Origin of the sequence: Marivirga aurantiaca (genome assembly GCF_016679925.1) — a bacterium.
In the GTDB taxonomy this organism is placed as follows: Bacteria; Bacteroidota; Bacteroidia; order Cytophagales; family Cyclobacteriaceae; genus Marivirga; species Marivirga aurantiaca.
In genome coordinates this window covers 300,166-320,632 of the sequence record NZ_JAEQBW010000003.1, presented here as the reverse complement: position 1 = coordinate 320,632, position 20,467 = coordinate 300,166, and the positions used below count along the sequence as shown (strand labels likewise).

General features: G+C 38.4%; 18 protein-coding genes. 3 read left to right on the top strand and 15 right to left on the bottom strand.

The window, feature by feature from the left end; translation table 11 throughout:
- Window positions 1–345: 345 nt before the first annotated feature.
- The 9 genes from JKA74_RS09355 to JKA74_RS09315 form a co-directional block, all read right to left on the bottom strand.
- Entirely contained in the window at window positions 346–699 is a 354-nt protein-coding gene (locus JKA74_RS09355; protein ID WP_201430919.1) for a nuclear transport factor 2 family protein, read from the bottom strand.
- 174 nt (window positions 700–873) lie between these two features.
- Window positions 874–2,208, bottom strand: a complete 1,335-nt coding sequence (locus tag JKA74_RS09350; protein ID WP_201430918.1) for an eCIS core domain-containing protein — start codon at window positions 2,206–2,208, stop codon at window positions 874–876.
- Window positions 2,209–2,424: 216 nt separating this feature from the next.
- On the bottom strand, window positions 2,425–3,261 hold the full coding sequence (locus JKA74_RS09345) for a hypothetical protein (protein WP_201430917.1): 837 nt from the start codon (window positions 3,259–3,261) through the stop codon (window positions 2,425–2,427).
- A 186-nt stretch (window positions 3,262–3,447) separates the two neighbouring features.
- On the bottom strand, window positions 3,448–4,014 hold the full coding sequence (locus tag JKA74_RS09340; RefSeq protein WP_201430916.1) for a hypothetical protein: 567 nt from the start codon (window positions 4,012–4,014) through the stop codon (window positions 3,448–3,450).
- 3 nt (window positions 4,015–4,017) lie between these two features.
- Window positions 4,018–4,515 carry a hypothetical protein gene (locus JKA74_RS09335; protein ID WP_201430915.1) on the bottom strand — a complete coding sequence of 166 codons (498 nt, stop codon included), beginning with the start codon at window positions 4,513–4,515 and terminating at the stop codon, window positions 4,018–4,020.
- Between the two features lie 146 nt (window positions 4,516–4,661).
- Entirely contained in the window at window positions 4,662–5,510 is an 849-nt protein-coding gene (locus JKA74_RS09330) for a M23 family metallopeptidase (protein WP_201430914.1), read from the bottom strand.
- 28 nt (window positions 5,511–5,538) lie between these two features.
- On the bottom strand, window positions 5,539–6,621 hold the full coding sequence (locus JKA74_RS09325; RefSeq protein WP_201430912.1) for a nuclear transport factor 2 family protein: 1,083 nt from the start codon (window positions 6,619–6,621) through the stop codon (window positions 5,539–5,541).
- A gap of 290 nt (window positions 6,622–6,911) precedes the next feature.
- The gene (locus tag JKA74_RS09320) at window positions 6,912–8,936 is read right to left on the bottom strand and encodes a hypothetical protein (protein WP_201430910.1); all 2,025 of its coding nucleotides are present in this window, start codon (window positions 8,934–8,936) and stop codon (window positions 6,912–6,914) included.
- Window positions 8,937–9,627: 691 nt separating this feature from the next.
- On the bottom strand, window positions 9,628–10,251 hold the full coding sequence (locus tag JKA74_RS09315; RefSeq protein WP_201430909.1) for an SGNH/GDSL hydrolase family protein: 624 nt from the start codon (window positions 10,249–10,251) through the stop codon (window positions 9,628–9,630).
- A 321-nt stretch (window positions 10,252–10,572) separates the two neighbouring features.
- Between JKA74_RS09315 and JKA74_RS09310 the strand changes: the two genes are divergently transcribed.
- The 3 genes from JKA74_RS09310 to JKA74_RS09300 all read left to right on the top strand — a co-directional run bounded on the left by JKA74_RS09310 (window position 10,573) and on the right by JKA74_RS09300 (window position 12,535).
- Entirely contained in the window at window positions 10,573–11,166 is a 594-nt protein-coding gene (locus JKA74_RS09310; RefSeq protein WP_201430907.1) for a DinB family protein, read from the top strand.
- Between the two features lie 374 nt (window positions 11,167–11,540).
- Window positions 11,541–11,993, top strand: coding sequence for a YybH family protein (locus JKA74_RS09305; RefSeq protein ID WP_201430906.1), 453 nt, complete (start codon window positions 11,541–11,543; stop codon window positions 11,991–11,993).
- Window positions 11,994–12,085: 92 nt separating this feature from the next.
- Window positions 12,086–12,535, top strand: a complete 450-nt coding sequence (locus JKA74_RS09300) for a DUF6265 family protein (protein WP_201430905.1) — start codon at window positions 12,086–12,088, stop codon at window positions 12,533–12,535.
- Between the two features lie 25 nt (window positions 12,536–12,560).
- Here JKA74_RS09300 and JKA74_RS09295 read toward each other — a convergent pair whose 3' ends face one another.
- From JKA74_RS09295 to JKA74_RS09270, 6 genes are all read right to left on the bottom strand, one after another.
- Window positions 12,561–13,031, bottom strand: a complete 471-nt coding sequence (locus JKA74_RS09295; RefSeq protein WP_201430904.1) for a YybH family protein — start codon at window positions 13,029–13,031, stop codon at window positions 12,561–12,563.
- A 237-nt stretch (window positions 13,032–13,268) separates the two neighbouring features.
- Window positions 13,269–14,090: a hypothetical protein gene (locus tag JKA74_RS09290; protein WP_201430903.1), complete on the bottom strand. Its 822-nt coding sequence runs from the start codon at window positions 14,088–14,090 to the stop codon at window positions 13,269–13,271.
- 12 nt (window positions 14,091–14,102) lie between these two features.
- The gene (locus JKA74_RS09285) at window positions 14,103–15,530 is read right to left on the bottom strand and encodes a SusD/RagB family nutrient-binding outer membrane lipoprotein (RefSeq protein WP_201430902.1); all 1,428 of its coding nucleotides are present in this window, start codon (window positions 15,528–15,530) and stop codon (window positions 14,103–14,105) included.
- Window positions 15,531–15,548: 18 nt separating this feature from the next.
- On the bottom strand, window positions 15,549–18,680 hold the full coding sequence (locus JKA74_RS09280) for a SusC/RagA family TonB-linked outer membrane protein (RefSeq protein WP_201430901.1): 3,132 nt from the start codon (window positions 18,678–18,680) through the stop codon (window positions 15,549–15,551).
- A gap of 317 nt (window positions 18,681–18,997) precedes the next feature.
- Window positions 18,998–19,486: a nuclear transport factor 2 family protein gene (locus JKA74_RS09275; protein WP_201430900.1), complete on the bottom strand. Its 489-nt coding sequence runs from the start codon at window positions 19,484–19,486 to the stop codon at window positions 18,998–19,000.
- A gap of 6 nt (window positions 19,487–19,492) precedes the next feature.
- A complete protein-coding gene (locus JKA74_RS09270; RefSeq protein ID WP_236587645.1) occupies window positions 19,493–20,422 on the bottom strand; it encodes an alpha/beta fold hydrolase in 930 nt (309 codons plus the stop codon).
- Window positions 20,423–20,467: the final 45 nt, after the last annotated feature.

Genomic DNA, 20,467 nt, shown 5'->3' with positions numbered 1-20,467 from the left:
TAGCCAACCTTTTTAGTACTTAAATATGTCTGACCTCTTTGAGGTGCCGACATGGAGGATGCATTATTTTTGAAGACATTTGAATAGTCTAATCCCTTGCAATTTGGAAAGTTTTACCCCATCCCTGTAGAAAATAGTGTTTTATAGCCCATTTCCGGTCTGACTACCGTCTGACCTAAGTATCTACTGGCTTTATGTTCAACCGATGTCGGAACGTTGAAAACGTCAGACATCTCAGGTTAGCACAAAGCCAGTTTAATTCCTTAGCCAAACCTCTTTTAGTACTTAAATATGTCTGACCTCTTTGAGGTGCCGACATGATAAATAAACTTAATATTCATATCCTTATTCAATCGGTAAATTGTGGAGTTTTAAAAATGAGAGTTTATCCCAATAGCCACGTTGAAATACAATCTTATCGTTTTTTATCTGAAAAAATCCGCACCCACGTAGTCCGTTTGGGTCTTTCCATTCTAAAATTGCCCATTCACCATCTTCAAATATGTTTTCAGGAATACACGTCATTTCGGCTGTCTCAAATTCTCCTTTAAACATTTCCATGATTGCAGGTTTGCCAACAACGGGGTCGTTTGCTACTTGATGGTTGACTGCATTATCAGCATACAAATCTGAAATTGTTTCTAAATCCGCCTTGTTAAATGCGTCAATCCATTTTAGTAAAACATCTTTTGGTGTCATATCAATTCCATTATATCGTTTTTAGCCTGACCGTTAACGATTGGTATAAACGGTCGTTTTAATGCCGTACATACATTGTTATAGGCTCTTGTTGTTTGTATAGCCATATTCACTCTCGCTACCTTTTAGAATCTAATCTTGGCTTTATTTGCCGCATAATTATAAGACAGACCATTACATGAAAGGAACCGTCTTCATGATGCTTCCATGCCCTGTAGCTTCAAACCCATGACGTCCATACCAATTAGAAAGATTAGCTTGATTTAAGCCACCATGTGATTGAGCATCAAGCCATATTGTTGTTGCAAAACCAATCACTCCAATTGTATGCTCTAAGATTTGAGTGCTATAACCACTACCTCTATAATTCTGATCAACAAATACTTCTGATAGTTCGATGCCCGTCTCTCCATTCCCTCCTGGAATAGCGGTTGCTCCCCTACTATAATTAGCGCGACCTACAACTACTCCCCCAGCTGTAGCGGTAATTTGAGAATAGCCGCCCTCGATGTTGACGGGAGCATTAAAAACAAGAGCTGCCTGAACTGGCGCTTGAGCAACTGCCGCAAGAGCAGGAGCTGCTACTTCTTGTTCTTCTTCGGGTGCGACAACTGGTACAGCTGGAACAGCTGGAACAACATCAGGCACCTCCTGTCTGTACTCTTCAGGAGCATCGCCCATTTGATCTTGCCACCATTGCCAATAGACTTGATCAGTGTACCAACGAGTAAAATCGAATTCAATTTGTTCTCCAGTTCTATGAACGGCATAACCAACTGGTTCTTGTTCATCTTCAAATGCACCCCAATGATTTATCCTTGGATCCCAATAGAACTTCACCTCGCGTTGTACAATTGGAATATTAAAGCTGTTGGGTTTATATGGTGACATCAATTGCTGAACTCCTTCATTTTCGAGATATTTATCGCTTATTTTGGACGAGGTATTAGAATTTTCCTGAAGTGCCTTGGCTCCCATCACATCCGCCTCTTTTTCTAATCCAGCATCATCATTTACATTCACTTTCCCTTTCAATTGCATGGTAGGTTTCACTCGTCCTTGCTTTTGTTGCACCACATGCCAGGCTTCATGAGGTAAATGTTTTTCTTGCCCCGGACTTAAATGAATATCAGTGCCTTGTGCATAGGCATGAGCTTGCAACTGCGCAGGTTTATCAGAATTACGGTGCACCTTTACGTCATCCATTGAATAACCAGAAAGGTTTTCAATCCCAGATTTTAGGTTGTCAGGTAAGCCTGTATTGTTTACTTTCTTTTGGATGGCTTGTCTTTGTTGCAAAGAAGAGTTATCAGCCATTGCCTGCAATTGAGCTGCTTGTTTGGCTTGAGGGCTATTGTTAGCCATTTCTTGTAGCTTTCTTTGAGCAACTGCTTCAGGTCTATTATCTACAAACTGAAAAGTAGACTCACTGCTGCTCTGTATCTGAGAACTAGATGCAGCAACCGATTGGCTTTTATTCTCTTGTGCTTTGTCAGCGTGAGTATTCATAATTCTTTCTTTTCAGGTTTTGGTAACGCTTGCTATGATGAGCACCAAGCTTCCATCCGTTCACAGCCACAGCATTCCGACAGCTATCGGAATAAATTTACACATTGTAGCTGACTTTGCAAATGCCACCAAACTTTCCTAACTGATGAAATTCCATTCATTCATAGCATACAGTGTTATAGGCATTTCTAATTTTAATTTCCTCTGTATTGTGGCTTATTTCATGTGGTCGGGTTGAACTCTGACACCTTCTCCACTTTTGGCGCGATTCCACCATGCTCTAAGTTCATTACTTGACATGGTGTTAGTCCAATCATCATCAACATGATTACCAGGAAAACTAGAGGCCCCTCCAGGATGAAACTTAACCATGGCAGATTTATAAGGAACATCTCGGCTATCTTCTTCGTCCCCTTTGAATCGTTCCATTAAAACTTTAGCATTCTGAGTCATTTTATAATCTATGGTGCCCGCTGGCCCACTCATGACACCTTGATGGTGTGGTCGTAATTGTAGGAAGCTTTCTCTTACTCTTTGAAGAAATGAACTTCCGCCAACTGGTGTAACCGCTGCATCGCATGACCTTAGTATGAATTCACCATGCCAAGTATCAGGAACAATAGTATTTAACATCCTAGCAATTTCATCTGGTTTATAACTTAAACTACCTTCTTGATCTTCTTCATCACCAACTTCATTAGTGTTTCCATGCGCAACCAGGATTATGGTCTCATCATCTTTAATAGTTGGATCACGTTTTGTATAATTTACTATCTGGGTAGCCCCAAATTTCTTAAGACCTTGTTTAAACAGTTTCTTGTCTTCTTCATCAGGGATTTTTTGTACTTGGAGCATACGAGTTAATTGAGTTACTCTACTTGAATTATTTTCGATATTGGGCTTCATCAAAGTTTGTAACTTCCGAAGTTGAGCAGCTTCAGGTCTATTATCTACAAACTGAAAAGTAGACTCACTGCTGCTCTGAATCTGCGAGTTCACGGCAGAAACCGATTGACTTTTATTCTCTTTCGTTTTGTCAGCGTAAGTATTCATAGTTCTTTCTTTTTAGGTTTTGGTAACGCTTGCTATGATGAGCACCAAGCTTCCATCCGTTCACAGCCACAGCATTCCGACAGCCTATCGGAATAAATTTACACATTGTAGCTGACTTTGCAAATGCCACCAAACTTTCCTAACTGATGAAGCCCCATTCATAGCTGATGTTACCTGTAATCATTATTATGAACCTAATACTTTTGATTCTATCTCTTTTCTATAAACCTCAAATAACTTCTTTGCTAAATTAAGACCGAATGGAGGTCTACCTAGTTTTCCATTATATCCGATACAATTATTTCGAGCGTTAAATAATATCTTGTTTTTAGAATATATGATTGTAATGATTTGTGAAAAGGGAGAGGATTTGTTATGAACGCCAATAAAAAAATCTCTATTATTCTTATATATTTCAATACCAAGTTCCTCCGAAATACTTAAAATTTTCTGCCTATTAATTTCTTTTGGAGACTTTGTCTCAATGGATTTGAGCTCCCAAATTTTTGAAAGATTTCTATATAATGATATTAAACCAATAAATAATAATAGCAATGCTACTATATGAATCAAAATTTCATTATTTACTAATCCTGTTCTTTCATAAAGAACTTTTGAGAACCAAATAATTGGGGAAATTAGGATGAGAATAGGAATATTTAAATCGTCTAACCAATCATGTTTTTTGTATACAAGTCGTTCTTTCTGCTTGCTCTCTTTAATGCTAATTTTATCAAGGTAAAGTTCGTACATTGTTTATAGCCTAGTATTACCTGTTAATTTTCCAGTCCAAGCATTCTTTACACTGTCAAACTGGTCTATTGATAGTGTATCACTAAATATTGTTATCCTGTCTTTACTTGCTGTTATTTGATAGCCTACTGAGTCATTCAAATAGTAATAATTTCTTATTAGGACAGTGTCAATTGGTGTTTCATCAATTGGGTCGTAAAAGTCTTTCTCCAATGTAATTTTGCCTTTTTCTGTCCAATATAGCTTACTGAAGTGTATATACCTACCTTTTAATGAGTCTGGTGTCAGCCATACTTTTCTTACGTCCCAACTTGGAGTTTTATCATAGAAATAATCCTCGATGATTGGTTGTCCTAATGTAAGCCGTTTTTCGTTAAATGAAGTTCCGTAATCATAATTTTGAAACGGTAGATAGCCCCAGTTCAGAATCGAATAAAATGCTCCAATTATGCAAATTAAGAAAACGGTACTTATCAAAAGAGCTTTTTTTTTCGGAGTCATGTCTTAAATTACAGGTAACGATTGGGTCAAAAACTGTGGCGGACTAAAAGCCCTATATGTCGGCCATAAATAAAGGTAACAAAATGCGAAAATATCTCACTACCTGCAAAATCGCCATTGTTTTTAACCTCGTGTTGTAAATAGTATTAATCTAAACTTTGCTCTTTGACATCCCATATATATTTCAAATCTTCTTCTGAAAGACTTTCTGAGAAAGTAAATATCGGATTTATATGTTTATCATTTACTCTTATCTCATAGTGAAGGCCTGTAGCGGTTGTACTTCCTGAGCTTCCTACAGTCCCAATGACTTCTCCTATTTTAATTTTATGACCTTCTTTTAAATAAATCGAGTCTAAATGAGCATAAAGAATTTCTATGTCCTGTGAATTTTTAATAATAATATGTTTTCCAAATCCACCAAAATCGTTTTTAATAGCTTCTACTTCTCCATTAATTGTTGATTTAATTTGAATTCCTTTGGGAGAAGGTATGTCTATTCCCGTGTGAAACCGTGTGCTTATTAGAATTGGATGAATCTTTTCACCATAACCAATTATTTGTCTCATATCAGAAATATCGACTGGTATTGAGGAAGGAAAGTTTCCATTCTTGATGTAATTTTGGTATTTCTGAATAAACAAGGTATATGCAGCCTTGTACTCTGAATAATTAAAATCTGGATTGATTTTATTAACTCTAGTTTCTTTGCGTCTTATCAAGTTGTAAATAGAATCATCCTTTCTTGAAAGTTCCATAAGGATTCTTTCAATATTATCTATTTCATGAGATAATTTGTTATACTCCTTAATAAGTGAGTCATTTTCATTTGTCTGACCATTGCAGGAAAGTGAAATGATTAAAAATAATATTATAAAGTATATTCGCATACTTATGCCGTGTAACGCTTGGCTATAAAGCATTACTTTTATTCCTAAAAAATAATTAATCAAAAGTAATGCGTTGTTAGCGGTTCGGGCTTTTAGGAGTATCATAGTATTTTGATTGTCTCTTCTGTTATGTTTAATTAGCAACAGTGGATGTTATACTTGTCATTAACCAATTACCGTTTACCTTCTGAAAAGTTGATGTCCAGGCAAAAGTTGTTAATTCTTCAGTCTGGTCTTTAGTTCTTAACTTAACTCTTTTGCTTACATACATATGCGCCATGGAAACATCGTCAGAAATTTTAATAATGGGTGGGTTTATATCATCCCACTCGATGAATGTAACTGCATCAAAATAATTTTCAAATCTCTTTATAAGATCCTCCTTTTTAGGTGAATTGATTTTTCCATTACTGATTTCTGTGAAATTTTCTACCATGATGGAAACCAATAATTTGGCATCGCGATTGAAATGTGCCGTGCGTTGCAATTCGTGTATTTCAAGCAATTTTTGAATTGCAATAATTTTATCGGGAATATCAAAAACACGTGGGTCAGTCTGATTGATTTTTATGGTATGAAAGTTTAAAATGTACTCACCATTTTTATCCCTGAAAGTTACATTAGTTGGCAGCATAAGCTTGTCAACCTTTTCCCATGTGTTTATAACCATCTGGATAAGCTCAGGATTTTTACTAACTGGATTTGAAATGGTGAAGCCTTGAAACAGATAGGAGTTACTGTCAAAGTATAGATATGCTGTTTTGCTTAGTTCATCAACAACCGAAAGTTTAATAGCCTGCTTCCCCGCAAATTCTTCAATTCCTTCAAACTTATATTCCCGAAATCTTTCCGTCAGATGAGTTGCAAGCCATTGAAGTTCGTGTGAACGCCACATTGATGCTGTGTTTTTGTCAGAAATGGCAACATCTGCTCCTTTTGTCCAATAGATTTTTCCATTAACGATGCCAATATAATCTGGTCTGTTTTCTCGTATCTGTCTGAAAAAAGTTTTGAATCCTTTGGCTGAAAATACTTCAGTTTGGTATTTTCCGTTTGGTCCGGAACAATCGGCAAATGAATAAATGTTATCAATCTTGCTGATATTATTTTGTCCACCAATAGCACTATAATATTTCTCCAGAACGACAAGAGCATTTTCTTGTGCAAACAGAGTTGGAGTCAAAAATGTTATAATAATAAATGTTAATGATTTCATTTAAGTATTTAGATTATCGATGTTGCCTGACCGCTAACAAGCGAACAATAACACAAAAGTTGTCATTATATCCGCTATATTTTTAATTAACCGACATCAAACGCCTGTAAACGCTTACAAACATTTATACACAGCTTTATGCCGGTTACTGTATTCAAATGTTGAACATAAAAGGTTGCCTTATCTAATCCTAATATTTCATCGAATAGCATGGCAAAATACCTATATGTAGGTAGTACTTCTTGCACTAAAATGAGGGAAAGGGGTCTAAAAAGATCAAAAACTTAATTTTATTGCTTTTTATATACGCCAAAAAACACCTCCTGCCAGCTTTTGCCTTTGTCCCGGCTTTGTTCCCACAACTGAGTCACGCTGCCGTCCTCCAATAGCTTCCAGCTGATGCGGCTTTGATCTTGCTTTTCCGGATCGGATTGCATTTGCATCTGCCCGTTTTCGTAGCTTCCATTGAGTTGTAAGCTGCCTCCCTGGTTATCTACCCAACTCTGGTGCCATTGGCCGGCTGTTGCATTATAAAAATTATAACTTGTTCCTTTGTAAGCACCATTTGCCGACTGCCAGTTTTCCTGTAAGCCACAGCCATTTTGTATCAGCCCCACACGGTTATGCCCCAGATATCGGCCATCCCGGCTGTAAACCTCCCACTCTCCCAGCCAAAAATCAAATGCCCGGTAAGATGATCCGCTGCATCTACCCTCCACGCTTACCAGCTCTTCACTGCTTATGTAAGTCTTTACTATTTCCATTTTTACATTTTTTCGGAAATCATTCGGTTTAAGCTCATTCAAGAAATCTCCTCCCGATTGTTTCCTCCATTTTTGAAAGACTTCTTCAATCTGGCTGTACTGTAAGGAATCTTTATAAACAGTTTCTAAAATCAAATCGTATTCAGGATGAGCTGTGAGGCGCATTATTTTGTAGTTTTCAATATCCCCATGTTGCATGGCATATTTTCTGAAGGACGCCCAATTATTTTCATAGAAATACAGTGCCTCCTTTTCACGACCATCTAGTATTTTCACATAATCCAGCACCGCCATTTGTGTAGTGGCAGGAATAGGCTCCGGTAAAGGCAGGCGAAGAATAAGCGGTTTGATTTTTTCAGGATTATTGATCTGTCCTTTATCATTCAAACCCCAAAAGCTATTGGCTACATAGTACAAATGCTGATTGGCAATAAACCCCAAGGTGGGCTCACCCATGGCAGGATGGTTCTTTTCAAGATATTGAAAGCGCTCCACCTGGTCATATTGCGGATTGAACTGTAAATAAGTAATGCGGTGAGGAGTCACTCCATTTTGAATGGTGACTAATCCATTCTTGTAGGTATAGAGTCCATCAATCCCTTTTAAGGAAAGATCTGCCGGTGCAATAATTTCTTGGGTAGTTTGATTAGATAGGTCATAACTAAACAAGCCACCGGCATAATCAGCCAAAAACACTTTTTGCCCCATTTGGGCTATTCCCTGCAAGGACAAAATGCTTTCTGTTGTAATCCATGCTATTAACTTCTTGTTTTCCAGCCGGTAAACTGTGTTTGTTTTACTATCAGAAATCAGCAACTTGTTCTCCGGGGAAAGGATCACATCACCGAAAATATGAGCCTGCTGATCGGCAACGGTAAAGCTATCCAGAAGTATGGCATTTTTTAAATCTGCTTTGTAAAGTTTTGAGCTTTCATACTCCGGATCATCTTCAGCCAGGCCTGCTTCTGCAAAACCTGCTCCCGTAAACCAAAGTATGCTGTCCTGCACTGCCATTCCCGTGATACCCAGAGGAAATTTCTTTTTGAAAAGTGGTTTCAGCATGCCTTCCTCCACTGAAAAAATATTCTTTTGATTAATACTGCTGAACAAAATCCTTCTTTTGAAAGGATCAAAAGCCACACCCTCAATATGAAGCTCTGTGTCAGGAATGACCAGTGCTGTATCGGAGCGCACTTTAGCTTCCGTCATGAATATTTGATAATCTTTGATTCTTTTGAAGTCTTCCGAAGCCAGTAAATTTTCAAAATCAGGCTTATCAATGTCATAATTTTTGGAATCAATGCTTACGACTTTCCTCAACCAATAATTTGCTGAATCGACATGGTTATTGAGTGAATGCGCAATAGCCAAATAATAAATGAGCGTTTGATGCTGCGGTCGTAGCGCATGCGCTTTTTTGATTTCTACCAGCATTTGCGGATAGTCTTCCGCCTTATAAGCTGAGGAAGCTTCCTTGAAATGCGATTGGAAAGTTTGTGCCTGAAGAGATAGGAAACTGAAGATGAATAGTAAAGAAAGAATGCTGCGCATAAGATATTTTTTTTGTTAAAAATGCGAAAAAGAAATCAATAAGCGCTCCCCTATTTTGGGGGAACTTGATTGTGGCTTGCTTAGGGAAATTATGAGAAATGATAGTTTGCCCCGGTCGGTGGCTCAAGAATGCTATTAAGTCAAGCTTTTATTCAAACCTCAACCTTGCATCCTTCTCCAAAGAGAGAAGGAAAATTGTCTTAACTTAATAGCATTGGGTGGCTCACCGACCGAAAGCAGAAAAGATAGCTATTTGAATGAGATGGTCGGTGCGCCACCGACCATGGAATCAGATACTCTTAATCTTTTGTCAACTATATAACTAGCGCTGATGGCCAGTTGCTAAGCCGCCTTTTAGACTCACCCCTGATTCGTCTTCGACAAATCTTCTCCTCTCTCCCAAGGAAAGAGGGGAGAAATCTCGTATGTAGTTAGCCCTCGGTCGGTGGCTCACCGATCGAAAGCAGAAAAGATAGCTATTTGAGAGAGATGGTCGGTGCGCCACCGATTAAACCAAATTTTATTCTTCATCTTTTGTCCCGAGTCCTCGGGACAAAAAGATGCTTCCACGCTGCAATTCCACGCGCTCCCCGCCTTTTTGTCCTCCCGCCCGCTTTCTCGAGCAAACCTTGTCCCGGTGCATCGGGATATTATTTGGTTTTCGAACATTGGAGTATTTATCAAGAGTACCCTATTTAGAGAGTCCCAGGTAGTTAAAAATAATTTTAGCGACTGACTTACTTCCTTTAAGTGATGGATGAAAGCCATCTTCACTTAAAAATGAGAAATCACCGGTTCGGTCAAAGTGTGTTTTCCATTCTTTACCAACCGGGCAGATAATGGCATCCGTTTGTTCCGCAGCAAACTCATAATTACTGATCACTCCCGGAAAGCTGGAATAATATTGTCTGGAAGGCCACACCATAAAAAAGGCAAGCTTACAGTCATTCAGCTCACATAATTCCTTTATTTTTTTACCATAGTTTAGTAACATATCCTTGCCATCCTGCCGGGAAGAGGGTCCTTGCTGAAGGATGATATAGTCATATTTTCCTTTTGCAATTTCCAATTGCAATGTTCCGTCCAGCCAATGATCCTCCAATGCATAATTAGGTTTGGCTAAAGTTTTCACCTTCACTTTAATTTTATTCTCCCTCGCCTCCTGTTTAAAAAGCGCGGGCAAGTCGTTGGCGTAGGTAAGGCTGTTTCCTACAAAAAGAATGTGGATTGGCTGTTCCTTTTCCGGATGATGGAAATCCCCGCCTAACAGTGCAGACAAAAGGATAAATGAAAATCTAAAGAAAATTACCGCCATATTTAACATTGATGTAAAAGAGTGAAATTAAAGAACAATTAGAATCACTCATTTAGGGGGATTTTAATAAAATTATAAAACTTATCTTTACCTATATTACCTGAGTTCGATTTTAAATTTGCGTAAAAACTCATTAGAACGTCATTTCGGAAATTTTCTTTTTACATTTTTTATAAAAAAGAAAATTATCCGTAATCTCAGTGTATATAGTATGAGATACCGCATAAATTAAGACTTTTTAAAAAAGTAAGTCTTAATTTTGCGGCATGACGCTATCATTAATAGTCGAACTCAGGTTAATTTTATAAAAAAATAATTCTGATGATACGTATACTTAAACACCTATCAATCTGCATTTTGCTTTTTATTTCAGCCGTACAGGGCAAAGCCCAGGAAGGACCTGATTCCACCTTACCTTATTCAGAAGTGCCTGAATATGCTGAAAATTATAATGCAGGAACAGTTGCTGCAAGAATGTTGGATGGACTTGGCTTTCGCTTTTATTGGGCAACAGAAGGTTTGCAAAAAGAAGATTTTGATTTTAGAGCCGGGGAAGATTCCCGCTCTGTTGCAGAAACTATAGATCATATTTATATCATGACCATCATGATTTCAAACGCTGTAAATCAGCTTTCTGATGGGCCAGAAGAAGGAATTAGCGTGGAAGAGAAAAGGGCGAGTGTGCTGAAAAATATTCACAAAATCAACAAGAAACTCAAAAACAGTAGTGATGAAGACTTTGAAAGCTTCAATTTGAAATTTGCCAATGGTAACGAACTACCTTTTTGGAACCTCATCAATGGCCCTATTGCAGATTGTATATGGCATTGCGGTCAAATCGTCACTTTAAGACGTATGTCCGGCAATCCTTTTAACCCTGATGTGAGTTTGCTGAATGGTAAATTGAGAAAATAAGTGAAGAATTAAATAGGCTCCTCATGAAAAATAAATTTTACCTATAAACTGGAAATCCTTGCTTTTATTAGTGTTTCTTTAAATTTAAAACTAAGTATAAAACCTCAAAAAACAGTAATTTCGTTTAATAGTGAAGTTTAATCTTAACTTCAAATATTTTTAAATCAAATTTTATTCTTCATCTTTTGTCTTGATACAAAAGATTGAAAAAATCAAGACAAAAAGATGCTTCCACACCACAGTCCCACGCGCTCCCCGCCTTTTTGTCCACCCACGCGCATACTCCGAGCAAACCTTGTCCCGGTGCATCGGGATTTTATTTGGTTCTCGAACATTGAAGCATTTATCAAGAACTCCCTAAATAAAAACAGAAAATGAGATACCTGATATTAGTACTTTGTATTTGTTCATGCTATACAGCGCATAGCCAAAAATACGTAGGTGACAAGGATGAGATAGAAGCTATCCTTCTTAAAAGTAAAGCCTTTTCACAATTCTACGTAGCAGGTGATTTTGAGAGCCTGGCCAATAGCTATACTGTCGATGGAAAAATCATGCCTCCAGGCACTGATATCATTGAAGGACGCGAAGCCATCAAACAGCGATGGTTGCTACCTGAAAATGTAAAAATCCTGCATCACAAAGCTGTTCCGGTTGAAATTGTCATCATGGATGATACCGCCTACGATGCGGGCTATTATGAAGGAACCACACAAAAAGCCGATGGATCAACAGTATCATGGAGTGGTAAATACCTTATCATCTGGAAAAAGGAAGCGGGAGAATGGAAAATGTATTATGATATCTGGAACAACAGAAAACAGTGATTTTTATATTTAGCAAGAGCTTTTTTATAAGACTAATAGAGGTGCCCAAAAACATTCAATAAAGGAATATGTACTCCATAAAAACACTTATCATGGCCTTCCTCCTGCTATTGGCAGTGAAAGAAAGCAATCGGAAAGACCCCATACAACAAGCGAGTTGGTTACTAGGATGCTGGGAAAATAAAACAAGCATAGGCAGTACCTATGAAAGCTGGACTGAAGTAAATGAACTGGAGTTTTCCGGCAAAAGCTATGCTGTAAAAGGAAAGGATACCATGGTATTTGAAACCATTCAGTTGATCCAAAAAGAGGAGGAATTATTTTACATCCCCAGTGTCAAAAAACAAAATGAAGGATTGCCTGTAGCTTTTAAAATGGTGGAAATTTCCGAAAGCTTTATGAAGTTTGAAAACAAGGCGCATGATTTTCCTCAAGCTATTTCTTATACCAGGATTTCCTCTGATTCACTCGTAGCAGAAATTTCCGGTGAAAGAGAGGGTCAGATAAAGAAAGTGTTGTTCCCTATGAAAAGAATCAATTGAACTTTTTCCTCCGGGCAATTCCGGATTATTTCAAATCCTGCTTAGGAGCAATCCGGTAAAAGTCCGATACAATTTTATAATTTCCATCAGCTTGCTTTTCCCACACTACTGAAAAGGTGGAGTGATAAGTAATTTTCCTTTCTCCATATTGAAGTGTTAGCAATGAAAGACCTGTCTGGGTCACATAATCCTCCACACCGGAGTATTCCAGCTTTTCCCAATGCCAATCAACCCCTTCTCCTCTCAGGTTTTCCCAGTAATTTTTTATTTCATCCATACCTGAAAGGGAACCATCCGAGCCATTTACAATGGCATCTTGAGTGTAAAATTCCGCCACTTTATAAAGTTCATTTTTCCTCGCCAGTTCTTGCATAGCCATTCGGACGCTGTCAATTTTGGCAATGGCAGATTTGGATTGCGCTTTGACCGGGGAGCTTGCTAAACTGAGCAAGCCTATTATCATTAGTATATATTTTATTTGTATGCTCGGTTTCATACCTTTTTTCGATTTATACTGTTCAATTGAATCTTCCCTTAAACCAAACTAGTGAAAATAACACTCCGTTCCAAAGCTATAGGTTTCCACCATTGTCGAATGTCGGCACATTGCAAATGTCAGGCATCTTATCATCAAAATTCTCTAAAAATGACTAGCCTCTTTGAGGTAGGAGTAAAAAAATAAGCAGTCTACTAAGGCGTAGACTGCTATAGGCTTTATACTGTTACCAACTTATCAACCCGCAGGAGTAAGTGTAACAGTACCGCCATCACCCCATGTATTACTCCATTCCAAATCAATGGTTCCGTCAGCATTAACAGTACCATTCATTGTAAAAGGATCCCCATATTGATCAGTATCCCCTAAATCATTTAAATCATTGCAAATATCCCTAATCCTTCCTGAAGGTGCTGTGTCGCCATAGCCTTGCGGATAAAGTCCGAAAGACATATCATCAATTGAATAAACACCATCTGTAGCAGTTTGTGTTAATTCAACTGTCGCGTTCAAACCAGCATAAGCCCCGGCAGATCCTCCTGCTCCATCCCCAAATGAACCTGAAGCCACGGAGTTATAAATTCCTGCAAGTACGGAAGGACAGGAGAAATTGATTGCCCAATCAGCATTTTGCAATGGAATCAGGCTTCTTCCATCTTCCATCAGTATTGTAAATGAAAACACCCACCTGTCTCCAGGTGATAAATCAGATTCACTTAATATAACTCCATTGACCGGAACATCTGCCAACAACTCCTGGGTGGTAAAGTTCAATTCTCCCGATTCGTTTACAGGATCAAGTGAAACAACATCAGAGTTTCCCTGGGCTGTAACCAACTGCTTTGTCACCTGTACTTCTTTTATTTGTGCATTATCCGATTCCTGAAAATCCAGCTCTAAAGTCACTTCTGTAGTCTCACCATTCAGATAAGTTGAAGTTCCTGATACGGCAACATTTGCACCTTCCTTAAGCTGGTCGGTTAACACTTCTTCTTCGAAGCAGGAAGTAAGGTTTACCAATCCTACTATTATGAAAATCTTATATATAATATTTCTCATGATTATTCTATTTTAGTTTACATCCCATTTAACCGGATCATTAAAAATATTGACTGCAGGTGCATTACCGGGATTATTGGTTAATTCTGCATTCACATAAGGGAACCTTAAAGGTATCTGACCTCCTGAGATATTATTAATTGCAGGTGTAATATCAGGTATTCCCGTTCTTCTCCACTCGTTATATGCCTCAACACCTCTTGCAAATAATGAGATATAACGCTGTGTCATTAGCTGGTCAAAAGCATTTGCTCCATCATATTCCGCAGGCTGCCCTGCATCAAGATAGTTGCCAACGTTAACTCCATAATAATCAAAAACAGCAGTAACAGCCTCGTTATACAGCTGCTCAGCATTGGCCTGATTCACCCAGCCCCTGATGGCTGCCTCTGCTTCTATAAATTTCACATCATAGTGGGTCATTAACGGCACCGGTGAAGTTTCCTGAACGAATGTGCTGCCTATTCTTGAAACAATTATAGCCCCTGTTCCATCAGTTGGTAAATCATTAGGATTTCCATTGGGAACACCAGAATAATTTCCATTCACATTTGGTCTTAAAAAGGTGGCAATTCTGGGATCGTTCAAATCATTTAAAAGGCTAACAAATGTTTCAGACACCCCATAATCCGTAGATCTGTTAAACTCCTGCTGAAATAGCGGATTGGCATTGGTTTCCAGTCTGCTACCAAACACCAATTCAATATTTTCACCAGCTTCCAACAATGGCGCGTTTCCTGTAAAAATCTCCGAAACACCTTCCTGTGCTGTAGCCTCATCTATTTCAGAAAGACGCATATAGACCCTTAATTTTATTGAATTGGCAAATTTTTCCCATAACAGCATGTCACCACCGGCCAATAAATCTTCGCTTGCAATTACAGCTCCCTCTTCATCTATTTCACTTATGGCCAAATCCAGTTCTTCAATTAAGTCAGTATATATAGCCATCTGATCATCATAGCCTGGTGTAATATTACCTTCTACTCCTTTCAAAGCTTCGGAATAAGGTACATCCCCCCAAAGATCAGCCACCATCTGAAAGTAATAGGCTTTCATAATCCTTGCCTGCGCCCTGTAATTCGGTAATTCAGGGGATTCATCAATAATAATTTGTAAATCATTAATTGCGCCTGCATATAGCTGTCCCCATGCTGTATTAAAAGTGGCATCAGTTACATCATAACGGTCCAATCTTTGATACTGCCCACCGGTTGTTGCCCAATGCTGTATCCAGAAAGAAGTTGCCCTGTTAAGTTCTCCTCCCATATAATAAGTGCCTTGCACTTGCGCAGAAGGCAGCAAGAAGTTGGCAGGTACCTCTGTAGGATTATTCGGATTTTCATTTAAATCAGTGATATCCTCAATACAGGCAGTCAATAAAAGAAACATAGTTCCCATCATGAAAAGCCTCTTTATATTTTTAAATATTGTTGTCATGTTTTCTGTATTTTAAAGTTAAAAAGTGAACTTGAGATTAAAGCCCCAGCTTTTTGTACTTGGAATGGTGGCATATTCATATCCCTGGTTATCAGCAGCCCCAAACATACTTACTTCGGGGTCTATATAAGGATTAGGAGTATTCAGCCACAAATTACGACCTACTACTGATGCATAGACACTACCAAATGGTGTTCTTTCCAGAATAGATTTAGGAAGTGCATAACCCAATGAAACTTCTCTTAATTTGATAAATGAAGCATCCACCAGGCCTAGTTCAGTATCTCCGAAAAGGCTGAAACTACTCCAGAAGGATTCATTGTCTACCACAAAATTATTATTTACATAGGAAGTATCCCCTTCATTACCAATCACTTCATTAACACCATTAAAGACTAATCCAGACTCTCTTCCTAACTCTGTTTCTTTAGCAAATCCATTCACTCTCCAATGTGCGGTAGATGAAGAATAAATAGAACCTCCTTTTCTCATTTCAAATAAAATTGACAAATCTATTCCTTTGAAAGAAAAGTTATTTCTAATGCCTCCTGTCCAGTCCGGAATTACCTTTGCTACGGGATTTTGCTCGGAAGTAAGCTCTGGCAAGCCTGTTTGCGCACTTACAATAATATCACCGGCATCATTCCTTCTCCATGACCTACCGTAAATAACCGGGTAAGGCTGGCCTAAATAAGCTACTGAGGAAACACTGACAAAACCTGCGCGACCTACATTCAATTGCTCTAAATCAGCAAAGAGCTCTTCTACTTTATTGTCAATCTTGGTCCAGTTTGCCTGAATATCCCAACGGAACCCACTATTGGTTCTTACTGGTGTTCCTGTCAATAATAATTCCACTCCTTTGTTAGTCATTAAACCAGCATTTCTGGTTACTGCTGTATAACCTGATGAAGGAGCAATGTTTACATTGAAAATCTGATTGGTGGATTTAGAATCGAAATAGGTAGCATCCAAAGTAAGTCTGTCATCCCAAAAGCCAATTTCAGCTCCTAATTCCCATGAAGTGGTGATTTCAGGTTGTAAATCAGGAGTACCGATTCTATTACCTGCTGTAAAGCCTGTTACTCCATTAAATGGAAAGTTAATACCATTGAAAAGGCCATCAAAAGCAGCTCCTTGTCCGTAAACGGAATTCAGTACATAAGGATTAGCATCATTTCCTACCTGTCCCCAGTTACCTCTTAACTTTAAATAAGTCATGTAATCATTCTCTAAAGCCGGTACTGCTTCTGTAAGAATAACCGAACCCGAGACTGAAGGGTAGAAAAACGAATTATTTCCTTCCGGCAAAGTAGAGGACCAATCATTTCTCGCAGTAAAATCGAGGAAAGCCCAATCTTTATATCCTAAATTGATATTACCATATGCACCAAACAGCCTTCTTTCGGTTAAGTTATTTTGTGCAGTAGGTTGTCCATCAATATTAGAGTAATTGTATAAATCCGGCACTACTATAGCTCCGGCTGATGAAAAAACATTTTTAACGCTTCTTCTATTATCATTTATTCCTAATATCCCTGAAATATTGAAATCCTCACTTACATTTTTGTTTACATTCAAGAAAACATCAGTGTTCAATTGATTATATACGAATTGATCCTCATAGAATCCGCCATCTACATTCCCCACTGTATTAATTGCTATTCTGCCTTTCCTGGCATCAACATACACATCAGTACCCACTCGTGCTATTAATTCAATTCCTTCTGCAAATTCATATCCCAATAAAGCTTTTCCATTTACACGATCCCTCCTTTGAGAAGTCCTGTTTTTATTAACTACCCAATAGGGGTTGTTCCAAAATCCTGACCCGTATTCCAATTGAGAACCATCCGGTGCTTCGTATGTTGTCCATGGACTGATATCCAAATCCACACCTGTATATAGTGCCTGCCACATGAAAGAAGCTTGCGTTTGACCAGCCGGTGGAAGGTTTCCTGATTCTGTTAAAGTATAAGTAGCAGAAACTTCAGATCTAAAATTATTGGCCAATTTTGTACTGGCTTTTATAGATGCTGTTGTTCTGGTTAAATCCGTGCTTGGTACAATCCCTTCTGAAGTTGCATTGGAGAATGACATCCTGTAATGTGTATCCTCTTTACCTCCACTAACAGATATACTATTACTTATAGTAGTACCTGTTTTCAGAAACTGCTCGAGAAATTGATCCTTGGCTGTTAAACTAACTGAATCAGGCTGTCCGTCCCATTCATTATTAGGGTTTCTCACAGTTTGACCATCAAATTCAGGTCCCCATCCTGTAAAGCCTTCAGGATTATACACTCCCCCTGAACCTGATGCATAAGTCCTTTGGAAATCCGGATAACGCAGTACATTGTCGAATGTCACACTTGAATTGATTGAAATGGCCATTTTACCATCCGTTCCTTTTCCTGATTTGGTGGTAATTAAAATTACTCCATTGGCTGCTCTTGAACCATAAAGTGCCGCTGCTGAAGGCCCCTTCAATACAGTCATTGATGCGATATCATCAGGATTAATATCAACTCCGGAATTAGAAAATGATGGACCGGATCTTAAATCGGTTGACTGCCTTTGAGTGTTATCTATTGGCACACCATCAATCACAAATAGGGGTTGGTTCCCATTTGTAAATGATGCCGGGCCTCTTACTACAATCCTGGTGGCACCACCTAATGCTCCTGTTGACTGGCTAATCTGGACTCCCGCAACTTTCCCTTGCAGACTATTCAACAAATTTGTGTTAGCAGCTTTTGTGATTTCTTCAGCATCTAAGTTTTGAGTGGAATAACCTAAAGACTTAGCCTGCCTCTCTACACCAATACCCGTCACAATAACTTCACTCAACTGTTGCACATCAGTTACCATCTGGATATCCACAACGGATCTTGCACCCACATTAACTTCCTGCTTTGTCATTCCGATGAAAGAAAAAACCAATGTACCTCCATCAGAAGGAACTGAGATTTTGTAATTCCCATCTAAATCCGTATTCACACCAGTGCCAGTTCCTTTCAGCAGTACATTTACCCCCGGTAAACCTTCGCCTGTATTGGCATCAGTCACTTTCCCGCTCACTGTGCGATCTTGAGCCCATGCATATAGCACGAACACCAACATAAAACATGTTAGTAGAATCTTTTTCATACTTTCTTTTCTTTAAGTTAAAATTTGATTTACAGAATATTATTCTGCCGCAATTAACTGCACAGAAGAATTATTCAATTCTCAAATGTGGGGATTACTGAAAGCATTTCTACCACGCAATATTTGGTGTATTAATTCCTCAATTATCACCTATTTTGGGGGATTAAATAAAATGGCAGCTATAAGCCATCCGTAGTTGGCCCATTAAGAAAGTGGGAAATTATAGGACTAATGAAACGAAAATCTAATGGGAGTTTTTGATTTTCAGCGCTAAAGGACAAGTAATTGGGGAAATTCTATATCGGGATTTATAGTAGTTACTCATTTTGTGGGATTGGAAAGAAAAAATCCTGTTTAATCTTCCACCCTTCATTTGTCTTCTGCCAAATAAGTGAGAACTTAGTAATAGATTTCGCCACATTTCCATCCGGCCGGGTATACTCTATTGTAGATATTCCAATTTGAGAAGCAAAAGTCAAACTTAAGGGCTGGATTTCTATATTCTCTAATTCCCAGTTATTTGCATTTGAGAATTTTGGCCAGTAAGTTTTCATTTGATCTCCGCTTACATTTGTTCTCGGGCCTATCATTTTAGAATCGGAAGTATAAAATTGAGCTATTTGATCCAGTTGTTTGCTGTTAAACAGCATAGTCATTTCTTTTGTGCGCTTAAGAATCTCTTGTTGAATATGTAAAGAGTCATTTGAGTTTACTTGTGCTTTTAAAGAAAAAGACCCGATAAATATCATCCATAAAAGCATAAAACTACCTTGTTTCATCCTGTATTTAGATATCGTGTATGGCATTTTCTATTAATTTATATGAGACATGAATGTATCAATCAACTTATAATAAACATCCGGCCTGTCCAGCCAACCATAATGCGCACATCGATCTAAAAGCTCTAATTGGGAATTCGGCAAAATCTGATGAGCCGTCTCAGCTACTGCTTCATCCAGTAAATCATTCCTGCCATGGATAATTAACACAGGCTTTTCAAAGGAAGAAAGTGTTTCTTTGGTATCAAAATTAATCTTTCTTAAATCGGCCCACACCCATCCATTTAGTTGGGAATCCCCCTGAGTTAGCCGTTCTGCCAAAACAGGAATATGTTTTCTGTTATACAAGTAAGCCGGAGCCATAAATTCCCCTCTTTTTAATTGGGTAGCGTAAGAAGTGTCTCCCTCATTTAATTGTGATTGATAATGTTGTAGTGAGTCCCATTCCATTTCTGAAAGTTTATCTCTTAAATTTATTAAGGACAACAATGCTAAGTCCATTCCACCAGATGAAGATTGGATCATAGCCTTTACTCTTTCGGGGTGTTTGGTAGCATAGTAGTAGGCCAACATGCCACCAAAAGAATGTCCCAACAAAGTCCATTCCTCCAGTTTTAAATATTTTCTTAAGGCTTCCATATCCTTGACCATCCAATCCATTGTAACGGCTGTATGATCCCTGTTGGATAGGATAGATTGGCCTGTTCCCCTTTGATCGTAAATGATGGTTTGGTAATTTTCTGCCAAATTTTTGGCCATCTCGGCAAAACCATTGCTGTTCATGCCCGGGCCTCCGTTGATAATTAACAAGGGCTCGCCTTTTCCAAAAATTTTGTAATGGAGTTTTGCTCCATTCGCCTCAATAGTGTAGCCTTGAGCAAAACCTAAAGGAATTGAAGCGACTGACAGGATAAGAATATAGATAAATGTTTTTTTGGCCATGGGTAATAAATAATTCTGCAAAGTACTTCCCTTAAGGTTTTTAACTATCCCCCAAATTAGGTGAAA